The sequence below is a fragment of the Candidatus Methanoperedens sp. genome, from assembly GCA_027460525.1.
In the GTDB taxonomy this organism is placed as follows: Archaea; Halobacteriota; Methanosarcinia; order Methanosarcinales; family Methanoperedenaceae; genus Methanoperedens.
Genome location: JAPZAS010000010.1, coordinates 1 through 19157, shown reverse-complemented (window position 1 = coordinate 19157; position 19157 = coordinate 1). Strand labels below are relative to the sequence as shown.

Annotated in this window: 22 protein-coding genes; 10 read left to right on the top strand and 12 right to left on the bottom strand. The window is 43.8% G+C overall.

Going from position 1 to position 19157, the window contains the following annotated elements; genetic code table 11:
* The 7 genes from O8C68_03325 to O8C68_03295 all read right to left on the bottom strand — a co-directional run.
* A partial coding sequence (locus O8C68_03325; GenBank protein ID MCZ7394838.1) for an S-layer protein domain-containing protein occupies positions 1–1076 on the bottom strand: 1076 nt, incomplete at its 3' end.
* A 161-nt stretch (positions 1077–1237) separates the two neighbouring features.
* Entirely contained in the window at positions 1238–1765 is a 528-nt protein-coding gene (locus O8C68_03320) for an L-threonylcarbamoyladenylate synthase (protein ID MCZ7394837.1), read from the bottom strand.
* An 89-nt stretch (positions 1766–1854) separates the two neighbouring features.
* The gene (locus O8C68_03315) at positions 1855–2091 is read right to left on the bottom strand and encodes a 4Fe-4S binding protein (GenBank protein ID MCZ7394836.1); all 237 of its coding nucleotides are present in this window, start codon (positions 2089–2091) and stop codon (positions 1855–1857) included.
* Positions 2092–2148: 57 nt separating this feature from the next.
* Positions 2149–3960 (bottom strand): KUP/HAK/KT family potassium transporter, encoded by a 1812-nt coding sequence (locus O8C68_03310; GenBank protein MCZ7394835.1) that lies wholly within the window; start codon positions 3958–3960, stop codon positions 2149–2151.
* Between the two features lie 102 nt (positions 3961–4062).
* A complete protein-coding gene (gene sat, locus O8C68_03305) occupies positions 4063–5199 on the bottom strand; it encodes a sulfate adenylyltransferase (protein ID MCZ7394834.1) in 1137 nt (378 codons plus the stop codon).
* A 28-nt stretch (positions 5200–5227) separates the two neighbouring features.
* Positions 5228–5944: a phosphoadenylyl-sulfate reductase gene (locus O8C68_03300; GenBank protein MCZ7394833.1), complete on the bottom strand. Its 717-nt coding sequence runs from the start codon at positions 5942–5944 to the stop codon at positions 5228–5230.
* 8 nt (positions 5945–5952) lie between these two features.
* On the bottom strand, positions 5953–6810 hold the full coding sequence (locus O8C68_03295; GenBank protein ID MCZ7394832.1) for a 4Fe-4S binding protein: 858 nt from the start codon (positions 6808–6810) through the stop codon (positions 5953–5955).
* Between the two features lie 147 nt (positions 6811–6957).
* Here O8C68_03295 and ala point away from each other — a divergent pair, with 147 nt between their 5' ends.
* Positions 6958–7944: an alanine dehydrogenase gene (ala, locus tag O8C68_03290; GenBank protein MCZ7394831.1), complete on the top strand. Its 987-nt coding sequence runs from the start codon at positions 6958–6960 to the stop codon at positions 7942–7944.
* Here ala and O8C68_03285 read toward each other — a convergent pair.
* The gene (locus O8C68_03285; GenBank protein MCZ7394830.1) at positions 7941–9353 is read right to left on the bottom strand and encodes an ATP-binding protein; all 1413 of its coding nucleotides are present in this window, start codon (positions 9351–9353) and stop codon (positions 7941–7943) included. The genes ala and O8C68_03285 overlap by 4 nt on opposite strands.
* Before the next feature lie 74 nt (positions 9354–9427).
* Between O8C68_03285 and O8C68_03280 the strand changes: the two genes are divergently transcribed.
* Positions 9428–9619, top strand: coding sequence for a hypothetical protein (locus O8C68_03280; protein MCZ7394829.1), 192 nt, complete (start codon positions 9428–9430; stop codon positions 9617–9619).
* Positions 9620–9734: 115 nt separating this feature from the next.
* Here the strand turns inward: O8C68_03280 and O8C68_03275 are convergent, their stop codons facing one another.
* Positions 9735–10499, bottom strand: coding sequence for a hypothetical protein (locus O8C68_03275; protein MCZ7394828.1), 765 nt, complete (start codon positions 10497–10499; stop codon positions 9735–9737).
* Positions 10500–10704: 205 nt separating this feature from the next.
* Between O8C68_03275 and O8C68_03270 the strand changes: the two genes are divergently transcribed.
* Positions 10705–10914, top strand: a complete 210-nt coding sequence (locus tag O8C68_03270) for a 4Fe-4S binding protein (protein MCZ7394827.1) — start codon at positions 10705–10707, stop codon at positions 10912–10914.
* Here the strand turns inward: O8C68_03270 and O8C68_03265 are convergent.
* Positions 10911–11588 carry a metallophosphoesterase family protein gene (locus O8C68_03265; GenBank protein ID MCZ7394826.1) on the bottom strand — a complete coding sequence of 226 codons (678 nt, stop codon included), beginning with the start codon at positions 11586–11588 and terminating at the stop codon, positions 10911–10913. The genes O8C68_03270 and O8C68_03265 overlap by 4 nt on opposite strands.
* A 38-nt stretch (positions 11589–11626) precedes the next feature.
* On the opposite strand from O8C68_03265, the gene O8C68_03260 reads away from it, so the two are divergent.
* From O8C68_03260 to O8C68_03230, 7 genes are read left to right on the top strand one after another with little or no spacing between them, the layout of a single operon-like run.
* A complete protein-coding gene (locus O8C68_03260) occupies positions 11627–12619 on the top strand; it encodes a radical SAM protein (protein ID MCZ7394825.1) in 993 nt (330 codons plus the stop codon).
* 43 nt (positions 12620–12662) lie between these two features.
* Positions 12663–13772, top strand: a complete 1110-nt coding sequence (locus O8C68_03255) for a Glu/Leu/Phe/Val dehydrogenase (protein MCZ7394824.1) — start codon at positions 12663–12665, stop codon at positions 13770–13772.
* Between the two features lie 3 nt (positions 13773–13775).
* On the top strand, positions 13776–15152 hold the full coding sequence (locus O8C68_03250) for a CoA-binding protein (GenBank protein MCZ7394823.1): 1377 nt from the start codon (positions 13776–13778) through the stop codon (positions 15150–15152).
* Positions 15145–15792: an acetate--CoA ligase family protein gene (locus O8C68_03245; GenBank protein MCZ7394822.1), complete on the top strand. Its 648-nt coding sequence runs from the start codon at positions 15145–15147 to the stop codon at positions 15790–15792. Before O8C68_03250 ends, O8C68_03245 begins: the two co-directional genes overlap by 8 nt.
* A 4-nt stretch (positions 15793–15796) precedes the next feature.
* Positions 15797–16642 (top strand): hypothetical protein, encoded by an 846-nt coding sequence (locus tag O8C68_03240; GenBank protein ID MCZ7394821.1) that lies wholly within the window; start codon positions 15797–15799, stop codon positions 16640–16642.
* Positions 16643–16674: 32 nt separating this feature from the next.
* Positions 16675–16986, top strand: a complete 312-nt coding sequence (locus O8C68_03235; GenBank protein ID MCZ7394820.1) for a hypothetical protein — start codon at positions 16675–16677, stop codon at positions 16984–16986.
* Positions 16937–17344, top strand: a complete 408-nt coding sequence (locus O8C68_03230; protein MCZ7394819.1) for a PIN domain-containing protein — start codon at positions 16937–16939, stop codon at positions 17342–17344. The genes O8C68_03235 and O8C68_03230 overlap by 50 nt, the downstream gene beginning before the upstream one ends.
* Before the next feature lie 10 nt (positions 17345–17354).
* Here O8C68_03230 and O8C68_03225 read toward each other — a convergent pair whose 3' ends face one another.
* Both O8C68_03225 and O8C68_03220 read right to left on the bottom strand, forming a co-directional pair.
* Entirely contained in the window at positions 17355–18785 is a 1431-nt protein-coding gene (locus O8C68_03225; GenBank protein MCZ7394818.1) for an aspartate ammonia-lyase, read from the bottom strand.
* 111 nt (positions 18786–18896) lie between these two features.
* Positions 18897–19157, bottom strand: a 261-nt coding sequence (locus O8C68_03220; protein MCZ7394817.1) for a V-type ATP synthase subunit D, incomplete at its 5' end; no start/stop codon positions are given.

Genomic DNA, 19157 nt, shown 5'->3' with positions numbered 1-19157 from the left:
GTCAGGGTGCTTCCCACTGATATGGTGCGCTTGGTATCGTCATCGATAAGCACCTTGTGAAGCTGTCCCTGACCAAGCGCGCTTACTGCTACCACGTTTATGGTCGGATTTGAAGGTGTGCTGTTGACAGTGTACCCTGCAAAGTATTTATCTGCCATAAAACCGATGACCTGATAACTTCCGAAACCTGAGTAGCCAAATTCAACTTCCTGCGGTGTTGTGTCATACACTATGTTGTTCTGGTTGATGTTTCTGTCATTACAGCCATTCAGCGTTATCGTGATGCTCTCGTTGCCAACATTGCTGTTAACATCATAATAAAACCCTGAGAAACTTTGAGGGTTCCATGTATAAGTAGTAGAGAACTCGGTTGGACACTTTGCTCCATCCCAGATGCGGTTGCCCATCGTATAGGTTGAGGGAACCACGGTCCAGTTCCACGTCTGTGAAGTAGTTCCGTTTGCATTGCTCCCTATAACTTTAATATTCCACTTGCCTTGAGTTGGTGCATTATTCTGGTAAAAATCTTGGGTAACTGAAGTGTTGCTTGAAACTTGAATTCCATTAATCAACCAGGTAGTAGTTACAGCTTGATCAAAAGTCACTGAGAAGTTCTGCGGGATGCTTCCAGTCTGAAATACCTGGGATGTCGGAGAATAGGCTAATATTGTCGGGGCACTATTAAGAGTAAAGGTTCGGGTATCTGTTGCGCTATTCAGGTTTTCATTCAGGTTTTCATTAGTAACATCCACACTAACTGCGTAATTACCACCGGCTAATGTCACAGGTAAAACATAAGTAAATGCATATCCTGTACTTGAAGTAGTAAACGGAGAATTAACTTGATTCGTACTTTTGAAAATCGAGCCAGACAGGCTGGTGAATTTAAAATAAACCGCACTCAGGTTTTCAGTTATGTCAATAACATTGGCTATAAAAGTAAAAGTCCCATTGATGGTATCTCCATTTGAAGGGCTTATAATATTCACAGTTGGCTGTGCAGTACCGATTACTAAAATAGTACTCAACATCAATACCACAAAAACAATTCCTCTAACATACCTCTTATTTACCATCGTTTCCCCTCAAATTAGATATCAATTATTCTCATCCTCGACCCGTAAACCATGCCGCAAAATGCACCATAATAGACCTGACGTCATAAGACATCATTATATTATAAATAATTTCTGTGACAAAAGCCAACCCATCAGCAGTTTAATTCAAAGACAAAATCCTAAAAATCCTCAAGCGCCGCAACAACTTCTTCATATCTTGCGCCTTTACGTATTATTTTTTGGTTTACAACATCAACAACGGTAGAAGGCTCGCCCCTGCACTCCCCGCCATCAATTATATAATCCGCAGAAATCTTGACTTCATCCACTTTTTTTGGCGGCGCTCCCCCGGAAATGTTGGCGCTTGTCGAAGTAATAGGCACACCTGCAAGTTCAATGAGCTTGACCGTGGTTTCATGGTCTGGAAAACGTATTCCCACCAATTCTGATCCAGAAGTCAGGATATCGGGAACCTTTTCTTTTTTCTTCAATAAAACCGTCACGGGCCCGGGAAGAAGCCTTTCAATAAAACGCCTCTCCCTCTCGCTGATATGCACAAGGTCATACATCATCTTAAAATCAGAAACTGCGACTGAAATTGGCTTGCTCGTATCTCTTTTTTTAATTGCAAACACCTTTTTTAAAGCATCCTCTGAAAAAATATTAGCTCCTATGCCATATACAGTCTCGGTGGGGTAGATTACAATTCCTTTTTTTTTATTATGCCCGCAGCTTTCTTGATGTCCCTGCCTGTTTCATTGGAATACATACAAAAATCCCTTAACTGAGAATTGAGTTATACAGGAACAATTGCAAGAGACCCGATTGGGCAATTGCGGGTGCATATTCCGCAGGCAATGCAGGTGTTATAATCTATCACGGCAGCGCCATTGCTTACACAGATAGCAAATTTTGCGATGTTTTCGTCAAAATCGGGAGCCTTTGCAAGTTTAATATTTGTCGGGCAGACCGTAACACATATTCCGCACCCATTACAGTTCTCTGATTGTGCCAGTTTCTTATCTTTTGCCATGATGTATGATATGCTTGGGATGATATGAATATTACGCTTACCCAAATCCTATGATTCTTACATCTCGATCCGCGATATAACCCCATGAAGCTTGTGCGGCGGAAGTTTATAAAATTGAACGAAAGCCGGGGTAAGTCTTTTGATTGTCGAATATATCTTCCAGATCACATTGTCTGTCACAATATCCTCAAGACCATAGAAGATTGTCTTCTCATCTATTCCAGACCTCTTCAAGATCGCCTCAACATCTACCACTTCCATATACCCCATCTTTATCTCAAAAATCCTCAATCCATCCGCAAGCTTGTCCTTAAAAGAGCCAGAGACACCGAAGGGATTATCCAGCTTGATGAGGGAAACAATTATGTTATCTTCATAAATGATGTTGTTGTAAAACATGGTGTTGACCACATAAGGCGGAATCTTTGTTATATCTCTTGCAAAGAAAAGCGCGGTTCCTTTGATTTTATTAGTTGTTGCATATAATTCATTGTATTTTCCAAGGAAAAACTCAATGTCCATGGGTTTAAGTGCACCATAAAGCCTTTTCTGCCCGGATGTGTATATCATAATTATGCTAAGTGGAATGAGTGCCAGGATAATCGACACGAAACCGCCGTGGGGTATCTTGTACAGGCTTGAGATAAGGAACGCTATATCCACAAATGTCACAAACAGAGCTATTGCAAATTCAGACATCTTATTCTTTAAATAAAAAATCCAGGACATCATCAAACCCGTCAGAGCCATAGTTCCTGTAACCGCAAGACCGTACGCTGCAGCTAAACGATGTGATTCCTTAAAATCAACCATAATAAATAAAACAAAAAAAAGCAAAACCCAGTTAGCAGTGCCAATGTATATCTGCGAACTCAGTTTAGCCGATGTATAATCCACTTTGAGCATGGGCAGAACCCGGGTTGTAATTCCCTGATACACTATGGAGAACATCCCGCTAATCATTGCCTGAGAGGCTATAATTGTAGCAAGAATACTGAGAACGAGAAATGGTATATAAAGAAACTGTGCCTGGTGGAATATCATCTCAAAAAGCACATTTTTTGCCCCTGGATGCTGAATAATAAAAGCACCCTGCCCGAGATAGTTTAGAAGAAGAGCAGCAAACACAAAATACCAGCCCCTGATTATAGGAAGTTTTCCAAGCTGCCCCATATCAGCGTACAGCGCTTCCCCGCCTGTGGCGCAGAGTATAACCTGGGAAAGCACAAAAAACCCTGCAATGCCATCTTGTAATAGAAACCTGATGGCATAGTAGGGATTTATGGCTTCGAATACAGACGGAACATTAAGAATCGAGACAAAACCGAAAGCTGCGATCGAGAGAAACCATAAAAACATCACAGGTCCGAATGCCCAAGCAACTTTTTCTGTTCCTTTTCTCTGGAAGGCAAAGAGGGCTATTGCAATTATGCCTGCAATGATAACAAGGGTTTCCTGCGCAGTTCCTTCAAATCCTGGAATCAGGATTATACCCTCAACAGCGCTGAGTATGCTTATGGCAGGAGTAATTACGCCATCTCCAAAGAGGAGGGATATGCCGATGAAAGAAAGCAGTGTGACAAATGCTACTTGTCTTCCGGACTTCAACATGGGAATAAGTATTTCCCGAAGAACAATGGTGCCTCCTTCACCCTTTTGACCGAGGCTCATGGCAAGCCATGTATATTCCACGGTCACAAGTATGATAAGAGTCCATATAATAAGGGAAAGTATGCCCATCACATTAGTTTCAGTGGGCGGTGTTATGAGAAAAATAACAGTAAGGGTGTATATGGGACTTGTTCCTATGTCCCCGAAAACAAGACCGAGGGATTTTATCATTCCCGCAAAGGATTCCCTGTTAAGCATATATTCTCCGCAAATCCGGCGCAAAATCTATCCCTGAAATTCTCTTTAAGGTTTTAACGGTTTCTAATCGATTGGTTCTATCGTGGCAGTGATGAGAATATCCTATTCCACAAATGGCTTACCCGACCTCAATATCACATCCGCAACCTCAGGACGCATCAGGTCGGGCGTTGGGCGCTTTCCGCTTTCGATCATCTGCCTCATCTTCGTGCCTGAAAAATCAATCCTGTCGTTGTGAGGGCATACCTTGTCATTGGTGATTCCCCCGCACTTATTGCAGTAGAAAAATGACATGAAGAACATCGGTTCTATGCCTATGTCAGGGAACTCCTTGAATATCTCCTGCGCTGCATAGGGATGATAATAGCTTCCAACGCCTGCATGGTCTCGCCCGATTATGAAATGCGTGCATCCGTAGTTTTTTCTCACGATTGCATGGAATATCGCCTCGCGCGGTCCGGCGTAGCGCATCTCGGTCTGGAAGATGCCGAGGACAACGCGATCCTTGGGATAGTAGTTATCGATTAGCACCTCGTAGCTTTCAAGAATCACATCGTCCTTAAAGTCGCCTTTCTTTTTCTTGCCTATTACGGGGTTTATGAAAAGCCCGTCAACGAGAGTGAGCGCGGATTTTTGCAGGTATTCATGACCGAGGTGAGCAACGTTCCGGGTCTGGAATCCCACGACTTTTTCCCAGCCTTTTTCTTTGAAGAGGTTCCTTGTTTCCGCAGGCTTTAAGGCATATTTATAGTAAGGAGTCTTTGATTCGTTTATCAGGCTTATTTTTCCCCCGAGCAGGGTATCCTTTATGGAATATGTCTTTGCAACGCCCGGGTGAGCCGCATCGTTTGTTCCGAACACCTGCTCTGCATGAGCCCTTTTATCAAAGCCGTATTTCTCCTCGATCTGCATTACCGCTACGAGATGGTCGTTGTTCTTCAGGAGAATGTCGTCTCCTTCTTTTAGGTTATTATTCTCAGCGTCAAGCACAATCGGGAGCGTCCAGGGAAGACCATTGGAAAGGCGCTTATTGTAGAGTATGCTTTCATAATCCTCGCGTACATTAAAGCCTTCAAGCGGGCTGAATAACCCTGAGGCGATGTTCTCCACGTCCTTCATCAGGTCGGTGCTTACGGGAACGCTCTGGTACTCAGAAGCCTGCTCGATGATCTTTTTTCGTTTCTGTTCAGTTAAAGTTTTATTGATTAACTTTCCGCCGTGAGGTTTAATTTGAGCCATTGTTATCTTTTCCTAAGGAATCTGCGGATTACCTCTTCACATTCCCTGCATGCAGCCCGCATTCCTTCTTCGTTGCATCCTCCCACCACCAGCGCCCTTCGCGCTCATGCTGCCCTGGCAGAGTGGGTTTTGTGCACGGCTCGCATCCGATGCTGACATATCCTTTTTCGTGCAGCTTGTTGTAGGGAACATTGTTCTCCCGGATATAGTCCCATACCTGTTTTGAACTCCAGTTTGCAAGCGGGTTGAATTTAATGAGTTTTCCAGTTCCAAAGGTTGGGTCCTTTTGTATTACGGGCACATTCGCCCTTGTCCCAGGGCTCTGGTCTTTGCGCTGCCCTGTTACCCATGCATCCACTGTGTTGAGGGCGCGCTTGAGAGGATCCACTTTGCGCACGTCGCAACACTCCTTGTGACCATCTTTATAGAACGAGAACAAGCCTTTCTCATTGACCAGTTTCTCAGTCGCATCCCTGTTGGCAAAGAACACCTCGATATCGACATTGTATGTTTTCCTGACCTCATCAATGAACTGGTAAGTTTCTGGATGCAGGCGCCCGGTGTCGAGAGTAAAAACCCTGAAGTTCTTGCCTGTCTTCTTTGCCATGTCAATCAATACCACATCCTCTGCCCCGCTGAATGAGATTGCTATATTTTTGAATTTCCCAAGGGCAAATTCCATAATCTCCTGCGGAGACTTAGTCTCATATTCTTTCGCTAATCGTTCGATATTGATTTCTGTCATTTTTATCCCTATCCAAGTATTTCCTTTTTGAAATTCTCAAACCCAACGCGGTCTAAGCAGTCACCGAACCGCTCCCCGATATTGGTATTTTTCTTTGACCAGTTGATTATCTTTCTGAATACCTCCACGGCTTCCTGCGAAGATTTCGCATCAGTCAATTCCATTCCAAGCTTTGGATGCTTCCCGATCTTCCCGCCCACGAATAGCTTATAGCCTTTCCATTCCTCGGCAATGAGATCCGAAGGGCATGCTCCAACGCATGCACCGCACAGGTTGCATTTGTCCCAGACTATCTTTGCTTTCTCGTTCTCCACGACAATGGCTTTCTCGGGGCACATAAAAGTGCATGTGCCGCAGCCCGTGCAGTCTTCGGAATAGATGGCTGGCTTGAGGATTCCCATCACTCCGAGGTCGTTTTCCTGAGGTTTGGCGCAGGCGTTCGGGCATCCTGTTACTGCGAATTTTATTTTTACAGGCATGTCCTCGCCAAAAAATTCCTTATCCAGTATGCCTGCCAAGCCGTAGGTATCTATGATGCCGTAATTGCATTCAAGGTTTCCCGGGCATGAAATGATATTGCGTACACGCGGTCCGCATGAACCCGGCGGAGTGCCATTATCTTCAAGTTCTTTTGTGATTGCATCGAGGTTGTGGATATCTACATCCGGGATCTGCATACCCTGGCGAGTGGTGATATGAATGTATCCTGTGCCGTATTTCCTGGCAATCCGGCTGATCCCCTCAAGCTGGGGAGATGTAACGTTGCCGCAGGGCATGCGCAGCCTGACCACGAAAAGGTCTTTTTGCTTCTGCTTCATGTAGCCTGATTTTTTTAAGGTCGCTACGTCAAGTTTTTCCAGGGTCATGATGCACCTTGATATTCAGGGAGATATTTAAATTGTGGGTTGAGCTTAACCCGTTGAGTTTAATTAAACTTAGGAAAGCGGCAAGATTTGTTAATAAAATCGAAACTTATATGCCAAGACTGGCTAATTATACAAGGGGGAAATATCATGGAAAATCAGATTCTTTGGCTTAATCGAAACGAGGTGAAATCGCTCCTCGACATGAAAGGAGCGCTTGCGGTCGTGGAAGAAGCCTTCAGGCAGCACGGTCTCAAGAAGGTGCAGATGCCTCCCAAGCTATATCTTTATTTCAAAAAGCACAACGGCGACCTGCGAACGATGCCTGCGTATCTTGAAGAGCAGGACATTACAGGAGTGAAGATAGTGAACGTTCATCCCGATAATCCCAAGAAAGGCTTGCCCACTGTGATGGCGCTTGTAATCCTTAATTCAACAGAAACGGGCGCGCCGATTGCGGTAATGGACGGGACTTATCTGACGGATATGAGAACAGGCGCTGGCGGGGGAGTGGCTGTGAAATACCTTGCCCGAAAGAACTCGAAAATCGTGGGTTTTGTGGGGGCTGGGAACCAGGCAAGGACGCAGCTTCTTGCGATAGATGAAATAATCGATATCGAGGAGGTCAAGGTTACCAGCACATCGGAAAAGCATGCGCTTGCCTTCAAAGAGGAAATGGAAAAAAGAATAGAATGCGAAATAACTCCCAAGAAAAGCATCAGGGAAGTATGCGATTGCGATATCCTTGTTACCACAACGCCTTCAAGAGAACACATAGTTATGAACGAGTGGATTTCCGATGGTACGCACATCAATGCCATCGGTGCGGATGCGCCCGGAAAGGAAGAGCTTGACCCGAGGATATTGAAGCGCGCAAAAGTAGTGGTGGACGACCTTCCCCAGGCTTCGCACTCGGGCGAGATTAATGTGCCTCTGGCGAAGGGATTGCTTTCGGAAAAGGATATTTTTTGCGAACTGGGCGAGGTGGTGACGGGGAGGAAGAAAGCCAGGACGAAGGATTCCGAGATTACGGTTTTTGATTCGACAGGGCTTGCGATACAGGATGTTGCGACGGCGGATATGGTGTACCGGAAGGCATTGAAGGCAAATATTGGAATAAAATTGCAGCAGTTCTAATCCTTCTGACTATCCTGAAGAAGAAAAGGAGCGAAATCCCTGAGATCAAAAACAATATAACCCATACCTTTCAGTTCTTCTTTGTCCTCAATATCCTTTGCAATAATGCCATATCTTTCCTTGCGCCGCGCATTATACCATTTCACCAGCGTTGCTTTGCGCTTTAATTCAGCCAATATTATCTCTGCCTCTTCAGCATTCAATGAACTCCACTTACATTCGAAAAAGGATATTTCCTTTTTCTCCTTGTTTAAAGTAATGATGTCTATCTCCTCATTTCTATGCCACCATCTGCCAATATCCATAAATTCAAAATGCAGCGAACCTTTTCTGTTCATTTCTACCAGAAATTCGACTGCCAGTTTTTCAAATGCCTTCCCAAAATAAGAATTAATATCTTTCATGATCAATTCAAAAGCCTTTTCTGGATTGATTTCCAGCAAGCGTGAATTCCTGTAGATGAACCTGAACCAGAAATTAAAAAAATTATCCAGAAGGAAATACCTGGTGTCCCTGACGCGGCTCATTATCACTGGTTTTTCTCTTATCACTATCTCATAATTATTTACAAGTTCGTAAAGGTATTTGGATACAGCACCCGGCTGCAAACCGGTATAATCTGAAATCTCCTTTGGAGTTGCATTCCCGGATGAAATTGCTTCCAGTATCGAGAAAAAGCTCCTGTGTTCAGAACCAAACTCAAGTGTAAGAATATTTTTTCCTTCTTCAGCAAGTATCCTGGTATCTATGAATAATTTTTTAAACGTCTCCACCGGGTCATCAGTTCCCATCTGCCCGGCAAGAAGAAGATATTTGGGAACACCACCGAAAATAAAATAGAACTTTGAGGCATTCTCTATTTCTAAATTAAAAAAAGCATTCAAGAATGTAAAACTATCAAAAAAGTTAAATGGTTTTATATTGAAAAGCATCGTAGCTCTTCCAAACAGCGGTTCTTTGGTATCTTTGAATATTTTCTTTATCATTCCGACATACGAACCTATTATCAGGAACATATGCTGCGATTTATTATGATTCAAGTCCCAGTATTTCTGGAATTTTGAAAATATACCGGGATTGACTTTACTCAGATTCTGGAATTCATCGAACACGATTATCAATTTCTCTTTCTGCTCAAAGATCAGATTGAAGAAATCATCCCAGCTCTCGATCCGCGGTTTTATTTTGAGTATCTCTCCAAGCGACTCTTCTATGTCTTTAAAGATCGGAGCTTCAGGTTTTATTTCTATAAAAATATAAACAGCTTTCTTTCCTTTTATGAATTCGCGGCTCAATTCGGTTTTTCCCACCCTCCGCCTGCCGTAGATTACGACAAGGGATGATGAATTCGAATTGTAAATATCCTCCAGTATGCGAATCTCATTCTTTCGGTTGATGAAGCCTACCATATAGTAACATACTGTTCAGTTTGTATATATAATTTACGACTTAAACGAACCTGGCGATATAACAGTAATCCTGATTGCTTGCGGGAAAGGATATTTTTGGCGAACTGGGCGAGGTAATTACAGGGAGGAAGAAAGCCAGGATAAAGGATTCAGACATTACGGTTTTTGATTCGACAGGGCTGGCGATACAGGACGTTGCGACTGCGGATATGGTGTACCAGAAGGCGTTGAAAGCGAATATGGGGATTAAGTTGCAGCCGTTCTAATCTGAGAGTTTTTGCAACGGAACGAGGATAAAAGAAGTTGACTGAAGGTGAATTTGGGCAAAGCGTAGCGATGCCTTTATCGTCTGTTAGGTGAAGTTGCCTGAAACCCCACCACTTAGATGGTTTTATAATAAAGAATTTCTGCTATTTTGGTAGTGGCTTTAAGAACTTCAATTGCAATTTTATCTGTTTTCATGTTAGAAATTATTTTGTGTTCTTGTAACTTGTCTTTTGCACCAATAACACTTGTATCTTCTTCCCTATCTCTAACAAAATTTACCATCCACACAATATCTCCATGGATAAATTTATCCAAAATCTTCATACCACTTTGATCCTCGAACTTAAATTCTTGAAATATCTCTTCAATTTTTTGCTTTTCGATAATTCCTTCTTGGTCTGCTTCTTTAATTAATTTAAAGAGCATTTTACCGTTTAATTCTTTCAATTTGTTCCATGTTGTTTCAGGTAATTCGGTGACATTTGTGGTTTCTTTTTTTGCCAGTTCTTCTGCTAATCTTTCTCTCAATCCTGATTCAATTGCAGTTCTGCATAAACTAATCGACCCTGCAGGAATTCCCGCTCTGAAGCACATACTAGCAAATGTCAAATATTTGAAGATGCTCTTTTCGTGCCAAATTCTTTCGAATTCTATGCTTCCTATGCTATCTCTGTTCTTCAACAACTCATCGCTAACATTTTTGGCCGCAAGTTCTCGAATGATTTGTTGGTCATGAAGAGTAGCATAATTGTTCCTTAACATTCTGTCTATCCACTCAAGATCATTGTCTTTGGGTGTAAATCCATAATGATATTTTACTATATTCTTTATCCGCCTTTTCATTTCATCGGAGATTTGAGGTATTCTTGTTTCGTTCATATTCATTTAGACTCTGATTCCTATGATAGTGAAAACCTTTGAGAAGGGCTGATTGCAGTTGCAACTATATAACTCGTTCATATCCGAACTCGATTCGCATCAATTTGCTCACTTCCACTAAAAATTCATACACGATTGCATTTTTCACGTTGAACCAAAACCTTTAATCTGCAATAACAACACTAACCGATTAGGAGTAAAAATCATGGCAGTAAAGAAATACGAAGCAGTAGTGACCATCGAAATAGATGAAGACAAATGCAACGGAGCAGGGGAGTGCGTCCAGGTCTGCCCTACCAATGTTTTTGAGATAACAGAGGGAAAATCACACGCCACCCGCGTGGAGGACTGCATCGAATGCTGCGCGTGCGTGGATGCATGCCCGACAAAAGCAATCAAACACAGCTCGTGTTAGCGCCCGACTCTCAGCCTGAAGGCTAATTTTTCCGGGAGATTTGCCGCAAGCATATCTTCAATTACTTTTTCGATATCATAACTTACTCTTTTGAGTTCGACTTTCCCGGAGGATGTATCAAGAACTGCGAATCCCGCATCAGGGTTCCCGTCCCTGGGCTGACCAACCGAACCCGGATTAACGATAATGCCTTCAGGATATTCTTTCTTGAACTGTATATGTGTATGACCCAGAACCAGAACATCACCTTCTACCGCATGGAGAAAATCTGGCAATGCATCATCTGGATAAACATACTCGTCAATATCGTAAGGGCTTCCGTGAGCCATCACTATCCTTTTTGCATCTTCGACGATTGATTCGATATTTTTAAGTCCCAGAATATAATCCACATTATCAGGAGATATGGCATTTCTTGTCCACTCAAGAGCAGCCGCAGCGTATGGGTTGAATCCGGAAGTATCTCCTGAAATCAAAGCCCTGTCATGGTTTCCAAGGATGGAAGTTATCCTGTTCTTTCTGAACAATCCAATTGTCTCATCCGGATATGGGTTATAACCAACAATGTCGCCTGCATGCAATATTTTCTCAACGCCCAGCCCATCGAAAACTGAAAGCACCTCTTTTAATGCAACCGCATTGGAATGAACATCTGCAATCAGACCGATTAACATACGAATAGATATACAATGATTTCCCAAATAGTTGTTTGATGAAAAAAGTAAGGGCTTCCATGGGAACCCTGGGAGTTCTCGGGCTTGAACTTATAGAGATGGATACCCCTCCCACGACTGCCTATCTTCAGATTTACACCGAAAAACGCTGCTCTGCAAACTGCCTTTTCTGCGCACAGGCATCGGGCTCGAGCGCTGAGCTAACCCGTATCGCAAGGGGCATGTATATGCCTGCCGAGCTTGAGCTGGTTGTCAGGCGGCTTAAGATGGCTTACGAGCGGGGTTATCTTGCCCGCGCCTGCATACAGACTGCGCTTTATGATAACTGGTGGCAGGATACAGTATATTTAATCAGAAGGCTCCGTGAAGAAAGTCCAATCCCGATTTCGCTTTCGGTTTTCCCGCTGAGTAACGCGCGGTATGAAGAATTACAAAAAATGGGCGTGAATGAGCTTACGATACCGCTTGATGCCTGCACCCCCGGGTTATTTGAAAGAATAAAAGGAAAAGGCGCCGGCGGACCGTATTCCTGGGATACGCATATGGAGGGGATAAGAAGGGCAGCCCGCATATTTGAAAAAGTTGGGACGCATCTAATGCTCGGTCTCGGGGAGAGCGATGAGGATGCTGTCAGGATTATTTCGGAATTATGGAAGAATAATGTAAATCCGGCGCTTTTTTCATATACATATATTCCGGGAGCGCAGCACATTATCCTGGAAAAAAATCAGGACGGAATAATCAAACACTACCGTACTGTGCAGCTTGCGCGGCACTTGATTGTGCAGGGGATGGCATCTTTTTCTGATATGCGATTCGAAAATGGTATTCTTTGCGATTTTGGGGTGAAAAGCGACCTGCTCCTTTCGGTTATTGAGGAAGGAGAGGCTTTCCAGACCTCAGGATGCCCTGACTGCAACCGCCCGATGGCAAACGAAAACTTTTCAAAAATATACAACTTCCCACGAAAACTGAATGATGAAGAAATAGAAGGTATCAAGAAAGATCTGGGATTAAAACCACAATCTTAATTTACTATCCAAACAAAATTACATTAATCGGGAGAGGAAAACAATGGAAATTACAGAAAAAATTTTCGAATTTGCAGATGAAATCGGTCCTGAAAAGATTGTACATATATATGAGCCGAGAACGAAATTGAAAGCCATCGTCGTTGTTGATAACGTGGCTGCAGGTCCCGCTATCGGAGGGGTGCGAATGGCGCCTGACGTGACCACGACCGAGGTTCGAAGGCTCGCCCGCGCCATGACTTATAAAAACGTTATGGCAGGTTTGCCTCACGGCGGAGGGAAATCAGGGATTATAGCCGACCCAAAAACAGTAAACAAGGAACATATAATCAGAACCTTTGCCAGGGCAATAAAAAGCCTTGAGGAATACATCCCCGGACCCGATATGGGCACTGACGAAGCCAGCATGGCATATATCTATGACGAGATTGCGCGCGCAGTCGGGCTCCCCAGAGAGCTTGGCGGGATACCGCTTGACGAAATCGGCGCAACAGGATACGGCGTGGCTGAATGTACCGATGTGGCAAAAGACTATATCAATCTTGACCTGAACGGGGCACGCCTCACTATTGAAGGGTTCGGGAATGTGGGAAAACCTGCAGCGCGTTATCTTGCCGGGAAAGGGGTGATACTGGTCGGGGCGAGCGATTCAAAAGGAACGATTTACAACCCTAAAGGATTAAAGATCGAGGAATTGATACGAATAAAAGACACCACAGGCTCGGTGATGAATTATAAAGACGGCGAAGTTTTGAAAACCTCTGACCTGCTGATGATAAGCACTGATATTTTCGTTCCTGCAGCGCGTCCCGATGTGATTACTGAAGCCAACTCAGACGTACTGGATGCAAAACTGGTAATCGAAGGGGCAAATATCCCTATCACCGAAAATGCCGAGAAGATGCTCCATGACAGGGGAATCCTTGTTATTCCTGATTTTGTGGCTAACGCAGGCGGGGTGATAACAGCGTCAGTTGAGTACCACGGCGGAACCGAGACGCAGGCATTTGAACGCATTAAAAGCACCATTCCAAGGAATACGAAAGAGATTCTTGATAAAGTGTACAGCGAGAAAACATATCCCAGGGATGCTGCTCTGGGCATCGCAAAGCAAAGAGTACTGCGAGCCATGAAATACAGGGAATGGATGTAGAAAATGCTCTCTTCGATATTCGAGCCGGCTTCCATAGCTGTTGTTGGAGCTTCGAACAATGAGGCAAAGTGGGGAGGGCGGATATTTAAAAACATATTGAGCGGCTTTAAGGGAGCAGTATATCCTGTGAATCCCAAAGAAAAGGAAGTGCAGGGTGTGGTTTCGTATCCTTCTGTACTGGATATTCCTGATAAAGTGGAGATGGTAGTGATAGCAATACCTGCTCAATTTGTTCTTTCTGTGGCTGAAGAGTGCGGGAAAAAGGGCGTAAAGGGGCTTATAGTGGTAAGCGCAGGATTCAGCGAGACCGGGAATGCAGGTGCAGATCTTGAGCAAAAGCTGGTATCCATAGTGGAAAAATACAGGATGCGCATGATCGGCCCGAACACCCTTGGTATTGTCAATGAACCCGTGAGCCTGAATGCCAGCGTTATAGGGAGGCTTCCAAACAAAGGCCCGATATCGTTCATCACGCAGAGTGGTACTCTTGGTCTTGCTATTGCTGAGTGGACTATCGATATGGGGCTTGGACTCTGTAAAATAATCAGTACGGGGAACAAGGCAAATGTCGACGACATTGACCTGTTAGAGTACTTAAATAACGACCAATCGACCGGGGTTATAGCGATGTATGCTGAAGGGATAAAGCGCGGAAGGAAGTTTCTGGAAGCTGCCCGCTGCATAAAAAAACCCATAATCGCAATAAAAACAGGCAGGTCAGAAAGAGGCGCCAGGGCTGTATTTTCTCATACAGGCTCGATAGCAGGCTCGGATGAGATTTACTCAGCCGCATTTCGGCAGGCTGGAATACTGCGTGTTGATACCATAGATGAGGTTTTCGATGCCGCGCTTGCATTCTCATGCCAGCCGCTTCCGAAGGGAAATAATGTCGCAATCATTTCAAACGGCGGGGGAGCATCCATTGTGGCAACCGATGCGTGTGAGAAGCTCGGCATCAATATCGCCGACCTGACCGAAGAAACAAGGGAGAAAATAAAAAATGCCATTCCCGAATTCGCATCCAGTTCGAACCCGATAGATACCGCAGGTACGTCTTCTTATCAGGTTTATCTTGATGTGATACAGGCAGTTCTTCTTGATCCCAATGTGGATGCAGTCATTGTCATCTACGTGCATACCCTCATGTCAAACGCGATACCGCCTGCCGAGGCTGTGGTGGAGATGAAAGGCAAAAACAAGAAGCCGATAATTGCGTGCTGGATGGGGGGAAAAGGGGCAGAAGAAGGAATAGATCTACTAAAAAGCGGCTGCCTGCCCAACTACTCAGTGCCGGAACGGGCTGTGAAAGCACTGGCTGCGCTTATCAGGCACAGGGAATTTCTTGAAACAGTAAAAACCAGAGGAGGAGCGCATGAGTAAGATACTCACCGAGCATGAGACAAAAAATCTTCTGGCAAAATATGGGATTCCTGTGATGAAAGAGAGCATTGCCACAAGCACTGATGAAGCCCTTGCAATCGCATTACACATAGGAACTCCTGTTGCCATGAAAATTTCTTCGCCCGACATCCCGCATAAGAGCGATGTGGGCGGCGTTGCGTTGAATGTGAGGAGGGAGGACGTGCCAACAACTTACAACGAGATAATGTCGCGGATTAAGAAAGCTGCTCCTGGAGCGCATATCGAAGGCATCCTCGTGCAGCAGATGGCGTCGCCCGGACAGGAGGTAATTGTCGGTCTCAAGAAGGATGCGCAGTTCGGTCATGCTATAATGTTCGGGCTCGGGGGGATTTTTGTGGAGGTCTATAAGGATGTTTCATTCAGGGTCACGCCTATCGATAAAAGCGATGCGCTTGAAATGATTTCAGAGATTAAGGGCTACCCGATACTTAAAGGAATCCGGGGGAAGAAGCCTGTGGATATAGAGGCTATCGCCGGTGTGCTGGTTTCTGTCTCGGATTTGGCTGAAAAGGAGAATATCATCGAGCTTGATGTTAACCCGCTGATTGTGAACGAGAGCGGCGCAATTGCTGTGGATGCGAGGGCGATGGTGGAGTGATTAAATGGTAGAAGTCTATGGATATCTCTTGAGCGATGATGAACGTAAGTCTATTCGTGTCAATCCTAACGCACCCGCAAATGTATTTGTGCACACGGACGAAAAATATGCTTATAACGAAAAAGCTAAAAAAATTGCTATGCTATTGATTTTAAGCGATTTAGTACAAAGAGTTGATTTTGATATTAATGAAAGACGGTTATTTGAAGATTTGGGAAGAACAATATATGAAAATATTGGAATAAAAACTGGAGACATGAAAGTGTTTGGAAAACTAGTCTTACTTGAACAAGCAACAATTGCAATTGTTTCTAACTGGGAATCATACTTTTCAAGCATACTTAAAAAAATATTTGATGACGACGAATTTATAAAACGGGGTTTAGATCAAAAAGAAAAGTTTAAAAAGTTCCTTAATGATTTTAGATTATTCTCTGATTTTCAGCAAATTATAACCCTTAATAAAAATAAATTCGAAGATTTGCATTTTGGTACATATATAATCGAAAATAAAAAAATCAGCTTCCAAGAGTTACAGAAAACCAAAAATCTGTTAAAATTGCTATTCGATATTGATATTGTTAATTTATCGACAGATTGGAATGAAATCGATAAGCTTTTTGAAGCTCGACATATTTTAGTACATAGTCCTTCGGATACTATAGTAAACAATCAAAAATTCAGATCGGAGACCAATGGGGGTAAAAATCGAGTGTCAGATATTTACACCAAAACAAAAGTTGAAACAGTTATGAGAGATATAGCAAGTATGATAGAGAAAATAGACATGGAGTTATTTGGTAAATACGACACCGAGTATATGGCTAACGATAGTGAACTAATATCATAACCTTTATCAAGTAGAAAGTAGAATGTAGAATTATGTCATCCACCTCCAGCGTCAAAATAAGCTCCGATGCAAAGCAACTCCTCGACACGCTCCATCAAAAACTGCGCGCCATGGGCATGAAAGTCACGGAGCAGAAGATTCTGGACACCCTGATAGAATACACCGACTTAACCCAAATCAAAAAATTTCTCCAGAAAGAGGAAAACGTAGCCCTTGCCATGCTCCAAAAACCTGTTAACTGGGGCGTTGAAGATTCTTCTGAGAACATTGATAAATACGTATATGGTGAAATCCATGAGCCTTCTACTCGATACCTCAGCGCTCGTCGCCGCAAGAAACGTTAAAGACAGAAACCACAATAAAGCTCTGGAAGTAATGATGCCTGCGCTTCAGGGCGATTATGGCAAGCTATTTGTCACCGACTATATCTTCGACGAGGCATTAACCCTCGCTTATGTCAGGACAGGCAGCAAGAAATTCGCTTACGACATAGGGAAATTTGCAAAGGCAAAACCTATAAATTTTCGCTTCATAGAGCCGATAGATTTTGACAAGGCATGGGAACTTTACCTTCAATACGAAGATAAGCACTTGAGCTTCACAGATTGCACAAACATTGCTCTCATGGAGAGACTTAAAATTGATATTATTTTCACTTTTGACATGGAATTTAAAGGATTGGTAAATTTAATAGCTTTATGAAATAGCTATTTCATCCCTTTCCTCTGTACTTCCTGATCTCCTCGATTATCTTCTTGTCCACAACCCCCGGCTCAGTCATCTTCCTTGCATCAAGTATCTCATTTAGATATTTCTCAGGGATAATATCCTTTTCAATAAGCACCTGCCTCAGCGACTTATTCTCGGAAAGCGCGGTTTTAACAAGTTCTGCGACTGCATCGTAGCCAATATAAGGATTTAGCACAGTTGCCAGAGCATGACTGTTCTCAAGAAGCTCGCCGCACCTTTTCTCATCCACTATCATGCCTGAAACGCAGAACTCACGGAGCATCCTGATGGTGTTCGTCAAAAGTTCAATGCTCCACAATAGATCAAATGCAATAAGTGGTGTCATCACGTTGAGTTCCATTTGCCCCGCCTCTGCTGCCAGTGCCACTGCATGGTCATTGCCCATGACCTGGAAACATACCATGTTCACAGCTTCAGGAATAGAGGGATTGACCTTCCCAGGCATTATGGAAGAGCCCGGCTCAACCTCAGGCAGGATTATCTCAGCAACGCCAGTTTTCGGTCCTGAATTCAGGAGGCGCAAATCGTTTGAAATCTTGTTGAGTTCAATTGCCAGAGTCCGCAGCGCGCTGGATACGTCCACAAAACCTGCCATGCTCCATGACAGCATGATACTGTTGCCCTGATAAAACTCAAAACCTGTAAGTTTGCTTAGTTCTGAAATAATCGTCTTTTTGAAATCCGGATGCGTATTGATGCCTGTGCCGACTGCTGTCCCGCCGATTCCCAGTTCAAACATGCTGTTTTCCGAAGCAGCAAGTCTCACGATACACTTCTCAAGCGATGCCGCATATCCACCAAACACCTGACCGTACCTTATGGGCACGGCATCTTCAAGATGAGTCCTTCCCACCTTGATTACAGGATCATATTCTTTTGCCTTTGCACGAAATGCTGATATTATTTCTTCCAGTTCACTGATAAGAGGCGACAGGGTAAGAAGCACGCCCAGTCGTATTGCTGTGGGTATTACATCGTTGGAGGACTGCGCTATGTTTACATGGTTGTTGGGATGAACGAGGTGATAATCGCCAGTTTTTCCTCCTAATTTCTTGACTGCGATATTGGCAATGACCTCATTGGTGTTCATGTTAAATGGCGTGCCAGCGCCTGCCTGGAAGACGTCGAGTATGAATTGCTCCATGTGTTTGCCTTCAATAACCTCATCCGCTGCCTGAATAATCGCATCTCCGATTTTTTTATCGAGGATGCCGAGCTTCATATTCGTTGTGGCGGCTGCCTTTTTGATGAACGCGATAGATTTAATGAACTCAGGCTTTGCACGAAGCCCGCTTATCCTGAAGTTATTAGAAGCTCGTGTGGTAAAAGCGCCGTATAAAGCATTCTCAGGAACTTCGATTTCGCCAAGGCTGTCTTTTTCGACTCTGGTCATTAAACACCCTCTATTATTAGCTCTATATTAATCGGATGTTTTAAAATCTTTTGGGAATAGTAGTTTGCTTATTCCGATGCTTTGGCGCTTGTCACAACTAATTCCAGTGACTTACCCCTTTATCCTCTTCAGCCTGAAGGTATTCTCCCGCTCCATCTCCTCAAGTCTGAGCACGATAAAATCCTTAGCTTCAGAGAGCTCGGGTATCACCTTGAACTCAAGGGCGTTCACCCTTCGCTTTGTTTTTTCGATATCCTCAAGCAGCTTCTTCATCGTGGTCTCAATCTCAGCAGCCAGGATGATTTTCTCAACCAGGATTTCGTAGGTGTCAACTGCTTCATCTATGCGTGAAGAAGTGCCGATGATGCCGTA

What these genes read in the sequence shown, in the direction of transcription:
- O8C68_03315 (MCZ7394836.1), bottom strand. Translation starts at nt 2,091, where the DNA reads ATGGCAAAAGATAAGAAACTGGCACAATCAGAGAACTGTAATGGGTGC.
- O8C68_03310 (MCZ7394835.1), bottom strand. Translation starts at nt 3,960, where the DNA reads ATGCTTAACAGGGAATCCTTTGCGGGAATGATAAAATCCCTCGGTCTT.
- sat (MCZ7394834.1), bottom strand. Translation starts at nt 5,199, where the DNA reads ATGGCTCAAATTAAACCTCACGGCGGAAAGTTAATCAATAAAACTTTA.
- O8C68_03300 (MCZ7394833.1), bottom strand. Translation starts at nt 5,944, where the DNA reads ATGACAGAAATCAATATCGAACGATTAGCGAAAGAATATGAGACTAAG.
- O8C68_03295 (MCZ7394832.1), bottom strand. Translation starts at nt 6,810, where the DNA reads ATGACCCTGGAAAAACTTGACGTAGCGACCTTAAAAAAATCAGGCTAC.
- ala (MCZ7394831.1), top strand. Translation starts at nt 6,958, where the DNA reads ATGGAAAATCAGATTCTTTGGCTTAATCGAAACGAGGTGAAATCGCTC.
- O8C68_03285 (MCZ7394830.1), bottom strand. Translation starts at nt 9,353, where the DNA reads ATGGTAGGCTTCATCAACCGAAAGAATGAGATTCGCATACTGGAGGAT.
- O8C68_03275 (MCZ7394828.1), bottom strand. Translation starts at nt 10,499, where the DNA reads ATGAACGAAACAAGAATACCTCAAATCTCCGATGAAATGAAAAGGCGG.
- O8C68_03270 (MCZ7394827.1), top strand. Translation starts at nt 10,705, where the DNA reads ATGGCAGTAAAGAAATACGAAGCAGTAGTGACCATCGAAATAGATGAA.
- O8C68_03265 (MCZ7394826.1), bottom strand. Translation starts at nt 11,588, where the DNA reads ATGTTAATCGGTCTGATTGCAGATGTTCATTCCAATGCGGTTGCATTA.
- O8C68_03260 (MCZ7394825.1), top strand. Translation starts at nt 11,627, where the DNA reads ATGAAAAAAGTAAGGGCTTCCATGGGAACCCTGGGAGTTCTCGGGCTT.
- O8C68_03255 (MCZ7394824.1), top strand. Translation starts at nt 12,663, where the DNA reads ATGGAAATTACAGAAAAAATTTTCGAATTTGCAGATGAAATCGGTCCT.
- O8C68_03250 (MCZ7394823.1), top strand. Translation starts at nt 13,776, where the DNA reads ATGCTCTCTTCGATATTCGAGCCGGCTTCCATAGCTGTTGTTGGAGCT.
- O8C68_03245 (MCZ7394822.1), top strand. Translation starts at nt 15,145, where the DNA reads ATGAGTAAGATACTCACCGAGCATGAGACAAAAAATCTTCTGGCAAAA.
- O8C68_03240 (MCZ7394821.1), top strand. Translation starts at nt 15,797, where the DNA reads ATGGTAGAAGTCTATGGATATCTCTTGAGCGATGATGAACGTAAGTCT.
- O8C68_03235 (MCZ7394820.1), top strand. Translation starts at nt 16,675, where the DNA reads ATGTCATCCACCTCCAGCGTCAAAATAAGCTCCGATGCAAAGCAACTC.
- O8C68_03230 (MCZ7394819.1), top strand. Translation starts at nt 16,937, where the DNA reads ATGAGCCTTCTACTCGATACCTCAGCGCTCGTCGCCGCAAGAAACGTT.
- O8C68_03225 (MCZ7394818.1), bottom strand. Translation starts at nt 18,785, where the DNA reads ATGACCAGAGTCGAAAAAGACAGCCTTGGCGAAATCGAAGTTCCTGAG.